Origin of the sequence: Flavobacterium anhuiense, assembly GCF_001705175.1 — a bacterium.
GTDB classification, from domain to species: domain Bacteria; phylum Bacteroidota; class Bacteroidia; order Flavobacteriales; family Flavobacteriaceae; genus Flavobacterium; species Flavobacterium anhuiense.
In genome coordinates, this window is record NZ_CP016907.1 from 3,825,614 (window position 1) to 3,842,382 (window position 16,769).

Annotated in this window: 8 protein-coding genes; all 8 read left to right on the forward strand. The window is 36.2% G+C overall.

Going from position 1 to position 16,769, the window contains the following annotated elements; translation table 11 throughout:
* Positions 1 to 182 precede the first annotated feature (182 nt).
* The 8 genes from BB050_RS16475 to BB050_RS16510 all read left to right on the forward strand — a co-directional run bounded on the left by BB050_RS16475 (position 183) and on the right by BB050_RS16510 (position 16,743).
* A complete protein-coding gene (locus tag BB050_RS16475; RefSeq protein WP_066034323.1) occupies positions 183 to 3,512 on the forward strand; it encodes a SusC/RagA family TonB-linked outer membrane protein in 3,330 nt (1,109 codons plus the stop codon).
* A gap of 19 nt (positions 3,513 to 3,531) precedes the next feature.
* Positions 3,532 to 5,529: a RagB/SusD family nutrient uptake outer membrane protein gene (locus BB050_RS16480; RefSeq protein ID WP_066034324.1), complete on the forward strand. Its 1,998-nt coding sequence runs from the start codon at positions 3,532 to 3,534 to the stop codon at positions 5,527 to 5,529.
* Between the two features lie 101 nt (positions 5,530 to 5,630).
* On the forward strand, positions 5,631 to 7,340 hold the full coding sequence (locus BB050_RS16485; protein ID WP_066034325.1) for a polysaccharide lyase: 1,710 nt from the start codon (positions 5,631 to 5,633) through the stop codon (positions 7,338 to 7,340).
* A gap of 104 nt (positions 7,341 to 7,444) precedes the next feature.
* Positions 7,445 to 8,134, forward strand: coding sequence for a DUF3826 domain-containing protein (locus tag BB050_RS16490; protein ID WP_066034326.1), 690 nt, complete (start codon positions 7,445 to 7,447; stop codon positions 8,132 to 8,134).
* A gap of 48 nt (positions 8,135 to 8,182) precedes the next feature.
* Positions 8,183 to 9,889 carry a polysaccharide lyase gene (locus BB050_RS16495; protein WP_066034327.1) on the forward strand — a complete coding sequence of 569 codons (1,707 nt, stop codon included), beginning with the start codon at positions 8,183 to 8,185 and terminating at the stop codon, positions 9,887 to 9,889.
* Between the two features lie 263 nt (positions 9,890 to 10,152).
* Complete coding sequence (locus BB050_RS16500) at positions 10,153 to 13,305, forward strand: DUF6298 domain-containing protein (RefSeq protein ID WP_236940347.1); 3,153 nt, start codon at positions 10,153 to 10,155, stop codon at positions 13,303 to 13,305.
* A 237-nt stretch (positions 13,306 to 13,542) separates the two neighbouring features.
* Positions 13,543 to 14,949 carry a glycoside hydrolase family 140 protein gene (locus BB050_RS16505; protein ID WP_066034329.1) on the forward strand — a complete coding sequence of 469 codons (1,407 nt, stop codon included), beginning with the start codon at positions 13,543 to 13,545 and terminating at the stop codon, positions 14,947 to 14,949.
* A 225-nt stretch (positions 14,950 to 15,174) separates the two neighbouring features.
* Positions 15,175 to 16,743 carry a glycoside hydrolase family 28 protein gene (locus BB050_RS16510; RefSeq protein ID WP_066034330.1) on the forward strand — a complete coding sequence of 523 codons (1,569 nt, stop codon included), beginning with the start codon at positions 15,175 to 15,177 and terminating at the stop codon, positions 16,741 to 16,743.
* Positions 16,744 to 16,769: the final 26 nt, after the last annotated feature.

Genomic DNA, 16,769 nt, shown 5'->3' on the forward strand with positions numbered 1-16,769 from the left:
TAAAACAGGATAGAGCAGGACGGTTCTAATGTGTCATCATCATATTTTTGGAATACTAAAATAAATGTGTTTTAGACATTTAATAAAATTAATTTAAGATTCCGTTAATAAAAATTTTATTAATAGCTGGGGCACATTAAACATGACTAACTAACATTAATAACCTAACCAAAAAAACATTTATGAAACAAGCACTTATAAAAAGATGTAGTTTTCTTTTGTTTACACTGATGAGTGTATTGAGTTATGCTCAAAGTAATCAAGTTACAGTAACTGGAGCTGTTACAGATAATGTATCAGGGCTTCTTCCAGGAGTAAACGTAACAGAGAAATCTACAAAGAATACAGTTACAACAGATTTTAATGGTAAGTATCAGATTAAAGTAAAACCAGGTGCTACTTTGGTATTTTCATTTATTGGAATGAAAAAATTAGAAATTCCAGTTAACGGCCGTGCAATAGTAGACGCAAAATTATCTGAAGATTCTAATGTACTGGATGATATTGTTGTTGTTGCATACGGTACACAGAAAAAAAATAATATTACGGGAGCTATTGCAACTTTAAAACCAGACGATTTTCAGGATCTACCTGTGTCAAATTTATCAGAGTCATTAAGAGGTTTGACTCCTGGTGTAAGCGTATCAGGAGGATCTACTCGTCCAGGCGATGCTGCATCTCTTCAGATACGTCAAACTTTTGGATTTTCAAAAGATGGTAACTCAAATATTCCATTAATCGTTATTGACGATATGGTACAGGTTGATCCACAGAACGGAAAACCTACTTTAGATACCTTTAATCAATTGGACCCTTCAGAAATTGAAAGTATAACAGTTTTAAAGGATGGTTCTGCAGCTATTTACGGATCAAGAGCCTCACAAGGAGCGGTTATAGTAAAGACAAAGAGAGGAAAATCAGGAAAAACAAAATTTACTTACTATAGCCAATATGCGATCAACGATGCTGTAAGCCATAGCAAAACAATGGATGCGTATGAGCATGGAATTTGGAAAAACCGTTTGTTAAATTCTAATTTGGAAGCTGATAAATCAAAATACTTTTCTGCAGCAGAGCTTGAGCAAATGAAAGGTTTAGATTATGATTGGCTTAAAAAGGCATGGAAACCTGCAATTCAGCAAAGACAGTCAATCTCTGCAAGTGGTGGTACTGAAAAAGCAACTTACTTTGCAGGTGTTACCTACTTTGATCAAGGTGCTAACTTAGGAGAGCAAGATTATAAAAAATGGAATTTTAGAACAGGAACGAATATTAAAATCTCTCAGGATTTAGAGTTTTCTGCTTCAGTTTCGGCTATTACAACAGACGTTAATAAATCGTTCTCTAAAGCTTCAGCAAACTTAAATGATAGCAGTTTTGGTTCGGCAGCAGGAGGTGAACAAGCAGATTATGCTTATTTATTGCACATGCCAAAATATATTCCGTGGGATACTACCGTAAATGGTAAAACCTATTGGATGTCTCCGTTTCCACGTACAGATCGTAACTTAGGAAGTGCGAACTCTAATACAACTATTGCAGGATGGAACTATTTTGCTGGCTTAGATGCTGGAAAACAGATAGAAGAGCAGTTTTCATATAATGTAAATTTATCTTTAGAATATAAAGTACCATTCTTAAAAGGTTTAAGTTTAAAAGGAAGCTTTGCAAGAAGCCAATCTAGCAATTACACAGAGCAATATCAATTGCCTTATGATTTAGCTAGAATAACAAATTATCAATTAGCTGATAATCACTTAGAAAATCCTAATTCTATATATGCTGTTGAAACGAATATTCGTGGATCAAGAGTTTATTATACTACAGATTTGGATAAATTAATTCAAGCTAACTTTTTTGCAACATACGCAAGAACATTTGGAAATCATAATGTATCAGCTATGTTTGGATATGAGCAATCAGAAGCATGGAACAAAAATGTTCGTTTAGCTTATGAAGGAACTTCAAAAGACTTTTTAGGCAATAGTACGACTGCTGGTCCTATTAGTACAAACTCACAAGCTGTAAAGGTGGAGTCAGGTACTCAGTCTTACTTAGGGCGTTTGAACTATAGTTTTAAAGACAAATATCTTGTTGAATTTATCTTTAGAAGTGATGCTTCTACAAAATTTGCTCCTCAAAATTACTGGGGATTCTTCCCAGGCGCGCAATTAGGTTGGGTTGTGTCTAAAGAAGATTGGTTTACTGATAATGTTTCTTGGATCAATAACTTGAAATTGCGTTATTCAATTGGAAAAACTGGTAAGGACAATATTGACTATTGGAGATGGTTACAATTTTATGAGCCATTGCCAGATAAAGGAGTTCAATTTGGATCGAATGGTGGTCTTTTAGGAGGTGGAATCACGCCACGTCCAAATCCAAATGAGAACGTACATTGGGATACTACTATCAAAAATAACTTTGGTATTGACGTATCTTTCTTGAAAAACAGATTGGCAGTTTCAGCAGATTTTTACTATGATAAATCTACAGATATGTTGATTGGATTGGCTGGAGAAGCTGGAACTCCGATTACTGTGGGAGGTGGTTTTGCAGAGGTTAACTATGCAGCTATCGATGCTTGGGGATCTGAATTTAGTTTAAACTGGAATGATAAGATAAAAGATAATTTCAGCTATAGTGTTGGAGTGAACTTTGGATTTTCAAATAACGAAGTTAAAAAATACCCAGATTTAGCAAGAACAGATGCAAATACTAATATAACAGAGGTTGGTTCTTCTACCTATTTTCCAACATATGGATTTAAAACTTGGAAAGGAACTTCAACTGGTGATGGTATTTTAAGAACAGACGAGGATGTTACAAACTATTGGAACTATTTGACAGAAAGAGCAACAGCGGTTGGAGGTGTTCCAACGTATATGGGAATCAATAACGTTACCGCAATGCGCAAAGGTATGTTGGCTTATGAAGATACAGCAGGTGTCTATAATGCTACAACGGGAACTCAAGCAGGTGCTGACGGAAGAATTATGAGAAACGAAGATTATGTTAAATTGGCAAACAATAGCAGAGTTTACGGTTTTACAACTAACTTAGGATTCAAGTATAAAACAGTTTATTTCAAAACTCAAATTCAAACTTCTTGGGGCGGTTACAGAGCTATCGATTTAGTAAAACAAGGGACTTCATCTGCTCATAATGACTGGGCACACGAATCTTTCTGGACAGATATGTATGATGCTACCGATAACCCTAATGGTAAATATCCGAACATGGCACAACAAGATTATATTTTTGCTCCATCTGATTTTTGGCAATTGGATACCTTTAGATGTGTAGTTAGAAATTTGACTGTAGGATTTGAACTTCCAAGAGAAGCAATGAAACAGATAAATATTCAAAAAGCTACTTTAGGTATAACAGGTAATAACCTTTGGGATTTGTATAACCCTTATCCAGATCATTATAGAAATATGTATGATGATTCAGCTTCTAGATATCCAACTCTTAGAACTTGGTCAATTAATTTGAATGTATCATTCTAATTTTAATTAAAAAACAATTATGAAAGCAAAATTTTCTACATATATTACAATGATACTTTTAATGGTATTAGGAGTTTCATGCAGTGATGACTTTTTAGAAGACAAAAAACAATATAAGTATTACGATGCAGAGTTTTTTCAAAGTGAAGAACGTGTCAACTGGTACGTAAACAATTTATATTACGATTTTTATGATGGTTATAAAACTCCAACTGCAGTAGTAGTTGGATCTTTTACCACTACTCAAACCACTTATACAGAAGAGATTGGTGGAATTTCTGCAATGATTAATCCAAATATCACTTTGGAGAATGCATCTGATGGATCAGGCTATTTCGGAAAAACATTAGTAGAAAATCCTTCTAATGATCCTTACAACAGAATTAGAGATATTAATGTAATGTTGGAGAGAATTGATGTAGACGGAGCCAACTTAAGTCAGACATTCCGTGATCAGATTAAAGGGCAAATGTATTACTTACGTGGAATTCAATATTTTGATTTAATGCGTACTTATGGTGGTGTTCCAATCGTAACAACAGTTCAGACGCCTTCTAAAGATGATCCATCTATCAAAATACCAAGAGCAACAGTTACAGAAGTAGTGAATCAAATTGTAGCAGATTTAGATCAAGCTGCAGCTTTATTGCCACGTACATGGCCTGCGAGTGACTATGGTCGTTTTACAAAAGGAGCAGCAATGGCTCAAAAATCACGTGTTTTATTAACTTACGCTAGTCCATTATTCAATAAAAATTGGGATTCGTCAACAGAACGTTGGGATGCAGCTTTAGCAGCTGGATTGGCAGCGGAAACAGAATTGTCTGCAGCAGGAAATAGTTTATACGGTTCGACAGCAAGAGATTGGGAAAGAATGTTTTATGTTAATGATAATGCATTTATTTCAGAAGCTATTGTTGTAAAGCTTTTAGCAAGCAGCACTACGGTTACTACGTCTTTGCAGTCTAATAACTCTTGGGAAAGATCAATCCGTTTGGCTAGCCAAGGCGGACAAGCAGGAGCAGGTGTTAAAGCTCCAAAAAGTATGATTGATTTATTTCCTATGGCAAGCGGAAAAAGACCAACTGCAGCGAATAATTATGATCCATTCTTATTCTTTAAAGATCGTGATCCGCGTTTTTACAGAACATTTGCTTTCTCAGGAAGCTACTGGCCTTACAATAATAGCTTATCTACAGCTGCGGCGCCTACTGTTTGGGCATACCGCTGGTCAACGAATGCTACTACAGGTGTAGCCTTCAGTATGGGTAATGATGTGCCAAGCCCAGCTTTTATTCGTAAAATGTCAAGTCCTACAGTTAGTAATGCATCTAACTTCCAACTTTCTGGAACAGATATTATCGAATATCGTTTTGCAGAGTTAATATTGAATATTGCAGAATGTTATGCTGCAAAAGGGGATATCGGAAATGCAGTTAGTTATTTAGGTAGAATTCGTAAACGTGTGGGAATTCCTGCAACAGATAATTACGGAATTGGAACATTAGGAGACAAATATGCAGCTCTTGAAGCTTGTTTATATGAGCGCAGAGTGGAGTTAGCTTATGAAGGAAAACGTTTTTGGGATACTCAAAGATGGATGCTTTACAGCGACGATGCTGCAATTAATGACCAAACCAATGCAAAACTTGGTATTCCAGTTATAAATGGCACGCAGCGTATTGGTAATTATTTACACTACAAAAACGGAACTAGTCCAGCAGGTACAGATCCATTAGCTTCTGCTCGTGCTTCTATTTCTGTAGATCCAGATGCTGCAAACTTCCAAACTCAAATTAATGCTTTAGCTACTTTCTATACTAATAATTTCGAATTGCGTTCTCCTCCAACACCTATGGATAACGTTAGTGGTGTAGCCACTCCTATTTCTTGGAAATCAAATTATTATGTAATGGGACTTAATCAAAGTGCATTGGTGAGCAACCCATGGCTGACACAAACCATCGGATGGAAAGACGGCAATGGAGCTGCTGGAACATACAACTACCAAGATTAAATTTAAAAAAAACAGAAATTACATATCAAGCTTTTCACCTGTATTTGTCAAAAAAATACAGGTGATTTGTTTAAAAAGAATTACCACAACTAGAAATTAACATGAAAAATTCCGCATTATTTATCGCATCTCTGCTTTTTTTAGGAAGCGCAAAATGTTTTGCTCAATATCCGAAGATAAGTCCAGAAGTTCAAGCTCAGGAAAAAGCAATTAAAGAAGAAGCGCAAAGACTTTCTGATGAAGCTTGGGCAAAAGCTTTAGTAGTTATTGAAGAAGAAGCAAAACATGGGAAACCTTATATTCCGTGGGCAGCAAGACCAACTGATTTACCTCAAGCTGAAATTCCAGCTTTCCCAGGTGCCGAAGGTGGCGGAATGTACACATTTGGAGGCCGTGGCGGAAAAGTATACACCGTTACAAGTTTGGAAGATCGTGGGCCTGGAACTTTGCGCGAAGCTTGCGAACAGGGAGGTGCAAGAATTGTGGTATTTAATGTTGCTGGAATTATCAGATTAAAAAGTCCGTTGATTATTCGTGCGCCATACATTACAATTGCAGGACAGACAGCTCCTGGTGATGGTATTTGTATAGCTGGAGAGTCAACTTGGATTGATACGCATGACGTAATTATCAGACACGTACGATTCCGTCGTGGAGAAACTTTCGTAGGACGCCGTGATGATGCAATTGGTGGAAATCCTGTCGGAAATATCATGATCGATCACGTTTCCGCAACTTGGGGATTAGATGAAAACATGTCAATTTACAGACATATGTACAATCCAGGGCCAGGTTATCCAGATATTAAAGTGGGAACGGTAAATATTACTATCCAAAATAGTTTATTCGGAGAAGCTTTGGATACTTACAATCATGCTTTTGGAAGTACTTTAGGAGGGGAAAACTGTTCTTTCATGAGAAATATGTGGGCTAACAATGCAGGAAGAAACCCTTCTATCGGATGGAACGGAATTTTCAATTTTGTGAATAATGTCGTTTTCAACTGGTACAACAGATCAACAGACGGTGGAGATTATACTGCAAATTACAACATAATTAACAACTTCTACAAACCAGGTCCTGTAACCGATTTGACACAGCCAATCAGTTATAGAATTTTAAAACCAGAATCGGGAAGAAGTAAATTGCCTTATATGGTTTTTGGTAGAGCTTATGTAAACGGAAACGTTATTAATGGAAACGAAAAAGTTACTAAAGATAACTGGGACGGCGGAATTCAGCTAGAAAATAAAAAAGGTGAATTGATGGCATATGACGAGGCAAAAGAATACTTCGCTAAAATGAAAGTGAATAAACCTTTCCCAATGCCATGGTTCAACAAATTTATGACTGCTGAAGATGCTTATGAATTTGTTCTTAAAAATGTTGGAGCGACTCTTCCAATAAGAGATAAAGTAGACGAAAGAATCGTAAGAACTGTAAAAACTGGAGTTCCTGAATATGCAAAAGGATTAGAAAAAAAGACTTTCTACCAATTTGAACACAGACGTCTACCGATGGATTCTTATAAAAAAGGAATTATCACTGATATTTCGCAAGTGGGCGGCTATCCAGAATACAAAGGAAAACCGTATGTAGATACAGACAAAGACGGAATGCCGGACGCATGGGAGAAAAAATACGGTTTAAACCCGAACGACCCATCTGATGCGCAAGGAGATTTAAACGGAGACGGATATACAAATATCGAAGATTACATCAACGGTGTAAATCCAGCGATAAAAGTAGATTGGAAAGATTTGGCTAATAACAAAGAAACATTAGTTAGACCTTTATTAGATTTAAAATAAGAAAAACTGAAATAATTGTTAAACACATAGAAACATAGAATTTTAATATAAAAAAGGAAATAAAAGAAAATCTAAGCTACTATGTGTTTAAAAAAACAAAGACAATGGCACTAAATAAAATAAACGCAGGTTTGTTATCGCTGGTTTTTGCATTTTCAACTTTAAATGCGCAACAGCATTTAGATCCTGAATATGTAAAGGTTACCAACGAAAGAGCTGCAAAAATCGTTACCAAATTAGATTTGAAAAACGAAGCTAAAGAAAAAGCGGTTTCAAACATTATTGCACAACAATTCAGAGATTTAACTGAAATTCAAGATGGAAGAGATGCTGAAATCAAAAAAGTAAAAGAAGATACTTCTTTAGCAAAAGAAGATAAAAACAAGAAAATTGATAAACTGAAAGCAAAAACAGACGAATCAATTGCAAAATTGCATAAATCTTATATCAAAAAATTAGGTAAAGAATTATCAGAAGAAAAAATTACTGAGGTTAAAGACGGAATGACATACGGCGTACTTCCTATAACAGTGGCAGGTTATAATGATATGTTGCCAAATTTAACAGCGGAACAAAAAGACTACATTTATAAAGCTTTAGTAGAAGCCAGAGAACATGCAATGGATGCTGGTTCATCTAAAGAAAAGCACGGATGGTTTGGTAAATACAAAGGGAGAATCAATAACTATTTATCAAAACAAGGTTACGATTTAAATAAAGAAAGTGCTGATTGGCATAAACGTATTGAAGAAAGAGAAAAGAATAAAGCAAAAGATTCTACTTCAAAAGAATAATCTCTTAAAACTTTACACCAAAAACTATTAACGACACCACACAATTCAATGCAAAATATTTTTCCCAACCGTACTTTAAAGAGAACATTTATGGCGCTGTCATTTTGTTCGCTTGTTTCGTCGGCCTATGCCCAATATCCTGTAATTCCAAAAGATGTTCAAGCAAAAGCAGATGCTATTTTGGCTGATGAAGAAAAAAGACTAAGCGAAATTTGGAATGCTAATCTGCATATAATCAAAGAAGAAGCAAAGCAAGGAAAACCTTATTTACCTTGGGTTTCATATCCAAAAGATTTTGTTCAGGCAGATATTCCTGCTTTCCCAGGTGCAGAAGGCGGTGGCGCATACACACAAGGCGGACGTGGCGGAAAAATATTTGTGGTAACGAGTTTAGAAGACAGCGGAAAAGGAACTTTCCGTGAAGCTTGCGAAGCAGTTGGAGCAAGAACAATTGTTTTCAATGTTTCAGGAATAATTCAGTTGAAAAAAAGAATCAGCATGCGTGCGCCGTATGTAACGATTGCTGGGCAAACGGCTCCTGGTGACGGAATCTGTATTGCAGGGGAAACTCTAGAAATCGATACACACGATGTTATCATCAGACACATGCGTTTTAGACGTGGCGCTACAGAAGTTACCAGAAGAGACGATGCATTAGGCGGAAATCCGATGGGAAATATTATCGTTGACCATTGTTCAGTAAGCTGGGGGCTTGACGAAAATATTTCTTTATACAGACATCAATTTGCAGCTAATGCAAAATCAAAATTGGAAAAACTGCCAGCTTGTAATATCACGATTCAAAACACCATTTCATCAGAAGGTTTAGATACGTACAATCACGCTTTCGGAAGTACAATCGGCGGATTAAATAGTACTTTTATGCGCAATCTTTGGGCTGACAACATTTCTAGGAATGCTTCTATCGGAATGTATGGCGACTTTAATTTTGTGAATAACGTAGTATTCAATTGGTGGAACCGTACCTTAGATGGCGGTGATTATCGTTCGATGTTGAACATCATCAACAACTATTTTAAACCTGGGCCAATTACACCGCAGAACGAGCCTATTGCATATAGAATTGTAAAACCTGAATCGGGTTATATTGAACCAAAACAATACGGAAGAGCTTATGTGTCAGGAAACTTCATCGTGGGTTCGCCTGAAGTTACAGCGGATAACTGGAATGGCGGCGTGCAGTTGGAAAATCTTCCTGAAGCTGAAACAAAGGAATTTTTAGCAGCAATCAAACAGCCAAAACCTTTTTCAATGCCAGCATTCAAAATTATGGGAGCTGAAGAAGCATACGAATATGTTTTAGCGAATGTTGGAGCCACAATACCAAAAAGAGATGCTGTCGATGAACGTGTTATCAAACAAGTTCGTACAGGAAAAATCGAAGTTAAAGACGGTTTAGAAAATAACATCGGAAAAGAATATATCAAAAGAAGATTACCAGCTGACTCTTATAAAAAAGGAATTATAACACATCCTGACCAAGTTGGCGGATATCCAACTTACAAAGGAAAAGCCTACAAAGATTCAGATAACGACGGAATTCCAGATGCATGGGAGAAAAAATACGGTTTAAATCCGAATGATGCTTCAGATGCTAATAAAGATGCAAATGGAGACGGATATACCAATATCGAAAAGTATTTTAACGGAATCGATCCAACCAGCAAAACAGATTGGACGAAAATCGAAAATAATACGGATACTTTAGCTAAGTTAAAATCATTATTACAATAGAAAAATTAGGAAGACCTAACAGGTTTTTAAAACCTGTTAGGTCTCTTAAATGAAATATCCGCTTAGTTTGTCATTTCGACGAAGGAGAAATCTTCGCAAGAAACTCCACAAAGTATATCAATCTTTGGCGATATAGCAACGAAGATTTCTCCTTCGTCGAAATGACAAGATTGGAGAAAATAGGATTTTATAAATTTATTGTTCTTTAAAAGGTTAATTTTAAGAATATAAAATCTAAACTCTGAAATTTAAAATAAGAAAAAGTGAATTTCAATCAATTACAAAATATAGTTTCTTCTTATAAAAACGCATTTTCATTAATGTGTATCACTCTTTTCATTAGCGGAAACATCACAGCCCAAAACACTTTCCCAGACATCGTTAAAACAAAAGAAGGCAAACTTTCTTTTACGACAGATAATCAAGGAAATCAAATTCCAGACTTTTCTTTTGCAGGATATAAAAACTCAGAAGTTGCAATTCCGAATCTGGATAACAAAATTTTTGTTTCCCAGCAAGAAGAAGATGCAACTCAGAAAATCCAAAATGCAATTGATTATGTGAGTTCTCTAAAACCAGATAAATCAGGTTTTCGCGGAGCGGTTTTGTTAGATAAAGGAACTTTCAAAATCAGCGGAATATTATACATCAGAAAATCAGGAGTTGTTTTAAGAGGAAGCGGTAATAACGAAAACGGGACTGTACTTTTAGGAACGGGATTAGAAAGAGAAGCCTTAATTAGAATTTTAGGGGTAAACGATAAAGTGTATAAAGATTCATTTGAATTTGCAAACGCTTACACACCGCTTGGAACACAGAAAATCCAATTAAAAAATACAGCAAAATTAAAAGTTGGTGACGAAATTGAAATCAGTAAACCTTTAACGGATAATTTCATTAAAGAAGTAAACATGCAGGATTTCGGCGGAGAAACTTCTTGGATTGGCTGGAAAAAAGGAGACTGGACTACAACTTGGAATCGTGTCGTAACAAAAATAAACGGAAATGAAGTAACCGTTAACGCTCCAATTACCATGTCTTTGGATGATGTTTTTGGAACTTCGAAAGTAACCATTTATTCATGGACAGGAAGAATTGAACACATCGGAATTGAAAATATCCTAATAAAATCAACCTACAACCCTTCAAACTTAAAAGACGAAGAACATCGTTGGCAGGCAATCAGTATTGAAAACACTAGAAATGCTTGGGTGAAACAAGTGAATTTCAAACACTTTGCAGGCGGAGCGGTTACGGTTTTAAAAACAAGTCAGCAAATTACGGTTGAAGATTGTATTGCGACAGAGCCTATTTCGGAAATTGCTTCATTTAGAAGACATACTTTTTACACAGAAGGTCAGCAAACACTTTTTCAACGTTGTTATTCAGAATTCGGATATCATGATTTCGCTGTAGGCGGATTTGGAACAACAGGTCCAAATGCGTTTGTTCAGTGTGAATCGCATTTGCCATTCGAAAACAGCGGAGCAATCGGAAGCTGGGCAACCGGCGTTTTGTTTGACATTGCCAATATCGACGGAAAAGCATTAAGCTACAACAACAGAGAACAAGGCGGAAGAGGAGCAGGCTGGACAGCAGCAAATTCTGTAATTTGGGAGTCTTCGGCATCAAAAGTAGAATGTTACAGTCCGCCAACAGCGCAAAATTGGGCTTTTGGAGTTTGGGGACAATTTGGAGGAAATGGACATTGGAAAGATGTAAACGGACATATCAGCCCAAGGAGTTTATTTTATGCGCAGTTAGAAGCCAGATTAGGAAAACTTCCCGTTCAGCCCTTTATTTATGATTTAGGTTCTGAGCCTTCATCAAGTCCAACAATTGAAGTAGCACAAGAACTGACTAAAAATTCTGCAACAACAGCAAAAAGTTTACAAGAATGGATTGCAGAAGCTTCAAAAGCAAATCCGATAAACATAGACAGCAAAGGTTTAAAAAATGCAAACAACTTAAAAGTTGCTCCAAATAAAACAGAAAAATCAACTTCTAAAGTAACAACCCAAAATGGTTGGCTAACTTTTGAAGGAAAAGTAATTGCAGGAAAACAAACCAACGTTGCATGGTGGAGAGGAGATTTAACGGACGATTTCGTAAACAAATCTACACCGCACATAACTCGTTTCGTTCCAGGAAGAACAGGAAACGGATTGACGGACAAAGTACAGGAAACAGTAGATTATTTGACTAAAAATAATATCGTTGCTTTAGAACATAATTATGGTTTATGGTATGACAGAAGAATGGACGATCACGAACGCGTACGACGAATTGATGACGATGTTTGGCCACCGTTTTACGAACAGCCTTTCGCAAGAAGCGGACAAGATTTTGCTTGGGATCATTTGAGCAAATACGATTTGACAAAATTCAACGATTGGTATTGGAGCCGTTTAGCACAGTTTGCAACGTTTGCAGAACCAAACGGGCAATTGTTAATCAATCAGCAATATTTTCAGCACAATATTTTAGAAGCTGGAGCACACTGGGCAAGTTCACCTTGGCGTTCAGCAAACAATATCAACAATACAGGATTTCCTGAACCGCCGCCTTACGCAGGAGACAAACGTATTTTCATGGCGGAGCAGTTTTACGATATTACGAATGCTCAAAGAAGAAAATTACACGAAGGTTTCATTAGAAAATCATTCGAAAACTTTCAGGAAAACAGCAACGTAATTCAGTTAACAAGCGCCGAATATACAGGTCCACTTCATTTTATGGAATTTTGGTTAGACCAAGCTCAAAAATGGAAAGACGAAACGGGTAAAAAAGGCTTAATTGGTTTAAGCGCAACAAAAGACGTTCAAGACGCTATTTTAAAGGATGCTAAAAGAGTAAAAACTGTTGATGTTATCGATATTCGTTATTGGTATTACAAAGAAGACGGTTCGGCTTATGCACCGCAGGGAGGTGTAAATTTAGCGCCAAGACAACACGCCAGAAAGCTTAAAACCGGAAAAGAAACCGACAATCAAGTATATCGTGCCGTTCGTGAATACCGAGAAAAATATCCAGAAAAAGTCATTTTATATTCAACAGACGGCTCTTCAAGATTCGGATGGCCGGCTTTAATGGCGGGAGCTTCATTGCCAAATATCCCAAAAATTGAACTTCCTCAGTTTTATGCCGCTTTAAGCGAAATGACATTAGTTGACGGAAATACCTTTTCAGACAATCTTTGGAAACTGGAAAACAAAGGAAAAAGCTATCTTTTTTATCAGAAAAACGACCAAGATATTACAATCGATTTATCAAACGAAAAAGGAACATTTGAAGTATTTGCAATCAATGCATCAACAGGAAATATAACCAAAAAAGCCAACATCAGCGGAGGAAAGCAAGTGACAATTCCACAAGCCGAAATAAAAGAAAAAGTGCTTTTTGTAGTAAGAAAGTAAAAGTTTATTCGCCACGAATTCACGGATTATTTTTAAATAAATCTGCTTAATTTGCCAATCTGCGAGAGTAAAAAATTTTCACGCAGATTTAAAAAGATCAAAGCAGATTCAAAAGATTTTAAAAATTTAATCTGCGCAAATCAGCTAAAATCTGCGAAATCTGCGTGAAAGAAAAACACAAAGTGAATAAAAGTAATTCGTGAATTCGTGGCTATAAAAAAAATTAAACAACATAAAATGAATCTGAAAATTAAATCTTTATGCGCCCTTTGTATAAGCTTTGTGTTTACAGCACAAAACGGATTTTCGCAATCTGCTAAAGCAAAAGCATCTCTGCCAGAAATCAAAGTATCTAAAAATCAGCATTATTTTGTTACCGAAAACGAAAAACCATTTTTCTGGCTAGGCGACACAGGCTGGTTGGCATTTGGAAAATTGGATAGAGCAGGAATTGAGAAATATTTTAAAGACAGAAAAGACAAAGGATTTAATGTAGTTCAGGTCATGGTTTTGCATAACATCAATGCCGTTAACGTTTATGGCGCTTCGGCTTTAATCAACGAAGACGTTTCAAAACCGTTGATTACGGCTGGAAATGATTTCAAAGATGCAAAGCAATACGATTACTGGGATCATGTAGATTATACTTTAGACGTGGCTCAGAAAAACGGAATTTACTTAGCAATGGTTCCAGTTTGGGGAACCAACGTTTCAAAAGGAAATAAAGTAAGCAAAGAACAAGCAACAGAATATGCTCAATTCTTGGCCAATCGATATAAAAACAGAACCAATATAATTTGGTTAAACGGTGGAGACACACACGGAAACGAATTTCAGGATATTTGGAATGCCATCGGAAATACTTTAAAAACCAATAATCCAAACCAGTTAGTGACTTTCCACCCGTTTGGAAGAACCGATTCTTCTGAGAATTTTCATAATGCAAAATGGTTGGATTTCAATATGTTCCAATCTGGACATAGAAGATACGATCAGGATTCTGTAAAAACGAATTTCAAAGAAGACAATTACAAATTTGTTCTTAGAGATTTCGAATTAAAACCAACAAAACCTACACTTGACGGAGAACCATCTTACGAAGGAATTCCACATGGTTTGCACGATACTTTACAGCCAAAATGGACAGCAAATGACGTACGCCGTTACGGATATTGGTCGGTTTTATCAGGTGGAGCAGGTTATACCTACGGGCACAACGCCGTAATGCAGATGTTCAGAAAAGGCGATAAACCCGCCTATGGAAATAAAGAATTATGGACATCAGCCATTAATGCGCCTGGTGCAAAACAAATGGTTTACATCAAGAAATTAATGGAAGAATTTCCATTTTTAGAAGGAACTCCAGACGTTTCTTTAGTGGTGAATCAGGGAGAAAAATACGATTATATTCCAGCGATAAGAGGTGAGAAATATGCTTTGCTTTACACATACAACGGTAGAATAATAGAAGTAAAACTTGGAAAAATTGCCGGTGATAAATTCGAAGCAATTTGGTACAATCCAAGAAGCGGCAAGAAAATGAAAATCGGAATATTTGATAACAAAGAAGGAACTCAAAACTTTCAACCAGAAGGTAAAAAAGAAGATGGCAATGACTGGGTTTTGATTTTGAGATCTATTTAAACGCAAAGTTTTGTCCTCCCGAGCGAAGTCGAAGGACCGCAAAGATTGGACATAAAGTTTAATATAGCATACTTCCTTCGACTTCGCTCAGGGTGACAAGAATGAGAATATAATACTCTCGCAGATTTTGCTGATAAAGCAGATAAAAAAAATCCATTTAATTTGTGGCAGAAAAAATAATCTGTAAAATCTGCTAAATCTGCGAGAGAACAAAAACACACAACTATGAAAAACATACTAATAATACTCTGCTTCATAATCGGATTAAACACCACTTTCGCAAACGACGGCTGGTACAACATGCTAAAGGAAGGCGGAAACAACAAAGGAATAAAATGCACCCAAGCGATTCAGAATGCCATTGAAAAAGCATCTAAAAGCGGTGGTGGAACTATCTTTTTTCCAGCAGGTGAATACTTAACAGGAGCTTTAACATTAAGAAGCAACATTACAATTCACTTAGATTCTGGAGCACTTTTAAAGTTTTCAGAGAACTTTGATGATTTTCTGCCTTACGTAGAAATGCGTTACGAAGGAATTGTAATGAAAAGTTTCCAACCTTTGTTTTATGCCAAAGATGTAGAAAATATCACGATTACAGGAAGAGGTATAATCGACGGACAAGGTAAAGCTTGGTGGAATGAAGTATACCGAATTGAAACGGCAAAGGAACCGCTTCCTCCAACAAAATACCAAACCATGTGGGAAGAGCAAAACAAAGGCCTTTACACAGAACCATACTACAAAAGAACGGTTGATAAGAAATTTTTCAGACCTTCTTTTTTTCAAGCATATAACTGCAAAAACATTTTGATTGAAGGTGTTACTTTCAAAAATTCGCCTTTCTGGACGATTAACCCAGAGTTTTGTGATAATGTCAGAGTAACTGGGATTTCAATTTTTAATCCGCATTCACCAAATACAGACGGAATCAATCCTTCTTCTTGTACCAATGTTCACATTTCTGATTGTCATATCAGTGTTGGAGATGATTGTATTACTATTAAATCAGGAAGAGACGGCGACGGACGTAAATATGGAAAAGCAACAGAAAATGTAACGATCACAAACTGCACAATGTTAAGCGGTCATGGCGGAGTGGTTATCGGAAGTGAAATGTCAGGCGGAATCAAAAAAATCACGATTTCAAACTGTGTTTTTGACGGAACAGATCGCGGAATCCGTATCAAGTCGGCTCGTGGAAGAGGTGGAGTTGTAGAAGAGATTCGTGTGGATAATATTGTTATGAAAAATATCAAAGAAGAAGCAATTGTATTAAGTCTTTTCTATGATAAAGGTACCACAGTTGAGCCTGTAACCGAGAAAACACCGATTTTCAGAAACATTCATATGAGTAACATCACAGCTTCAAACGTAAACAAAGCTGGACAGATTTTGGGAATTACTGAAATGCCAATTCAAAACATTACTTTCTCGAACATCAATATGGACGGAAAAGAAGGTTTTACCGTAAGTACAACAACAGATGTTGAATTTCATGATGTAAAAATAAACGCAACAGTTGGTTCTTCTTTCAAAATTTCCGATTCGAAAAATGTGATTTTAGACAATGTCGGTTCTTCAACACCTATAAAAGGCGTTTCGGTTATTAAATTAGATAATGTTTCGAATGCATTAATAAGTAATAATTTTCCATTCAATCCAACCGATATTTTTATCGAAGCTGATGGAAAAGACAGCAAAAATATTTTCTTGAAAAATAATGTGTTTAACAACGTAACAACAAAGATTAAAAAAGGAGCTTCTCTAGATAAAAAAGCAATTACAGAATAATAAAATTGTCGAGTCAACTTTGTCAA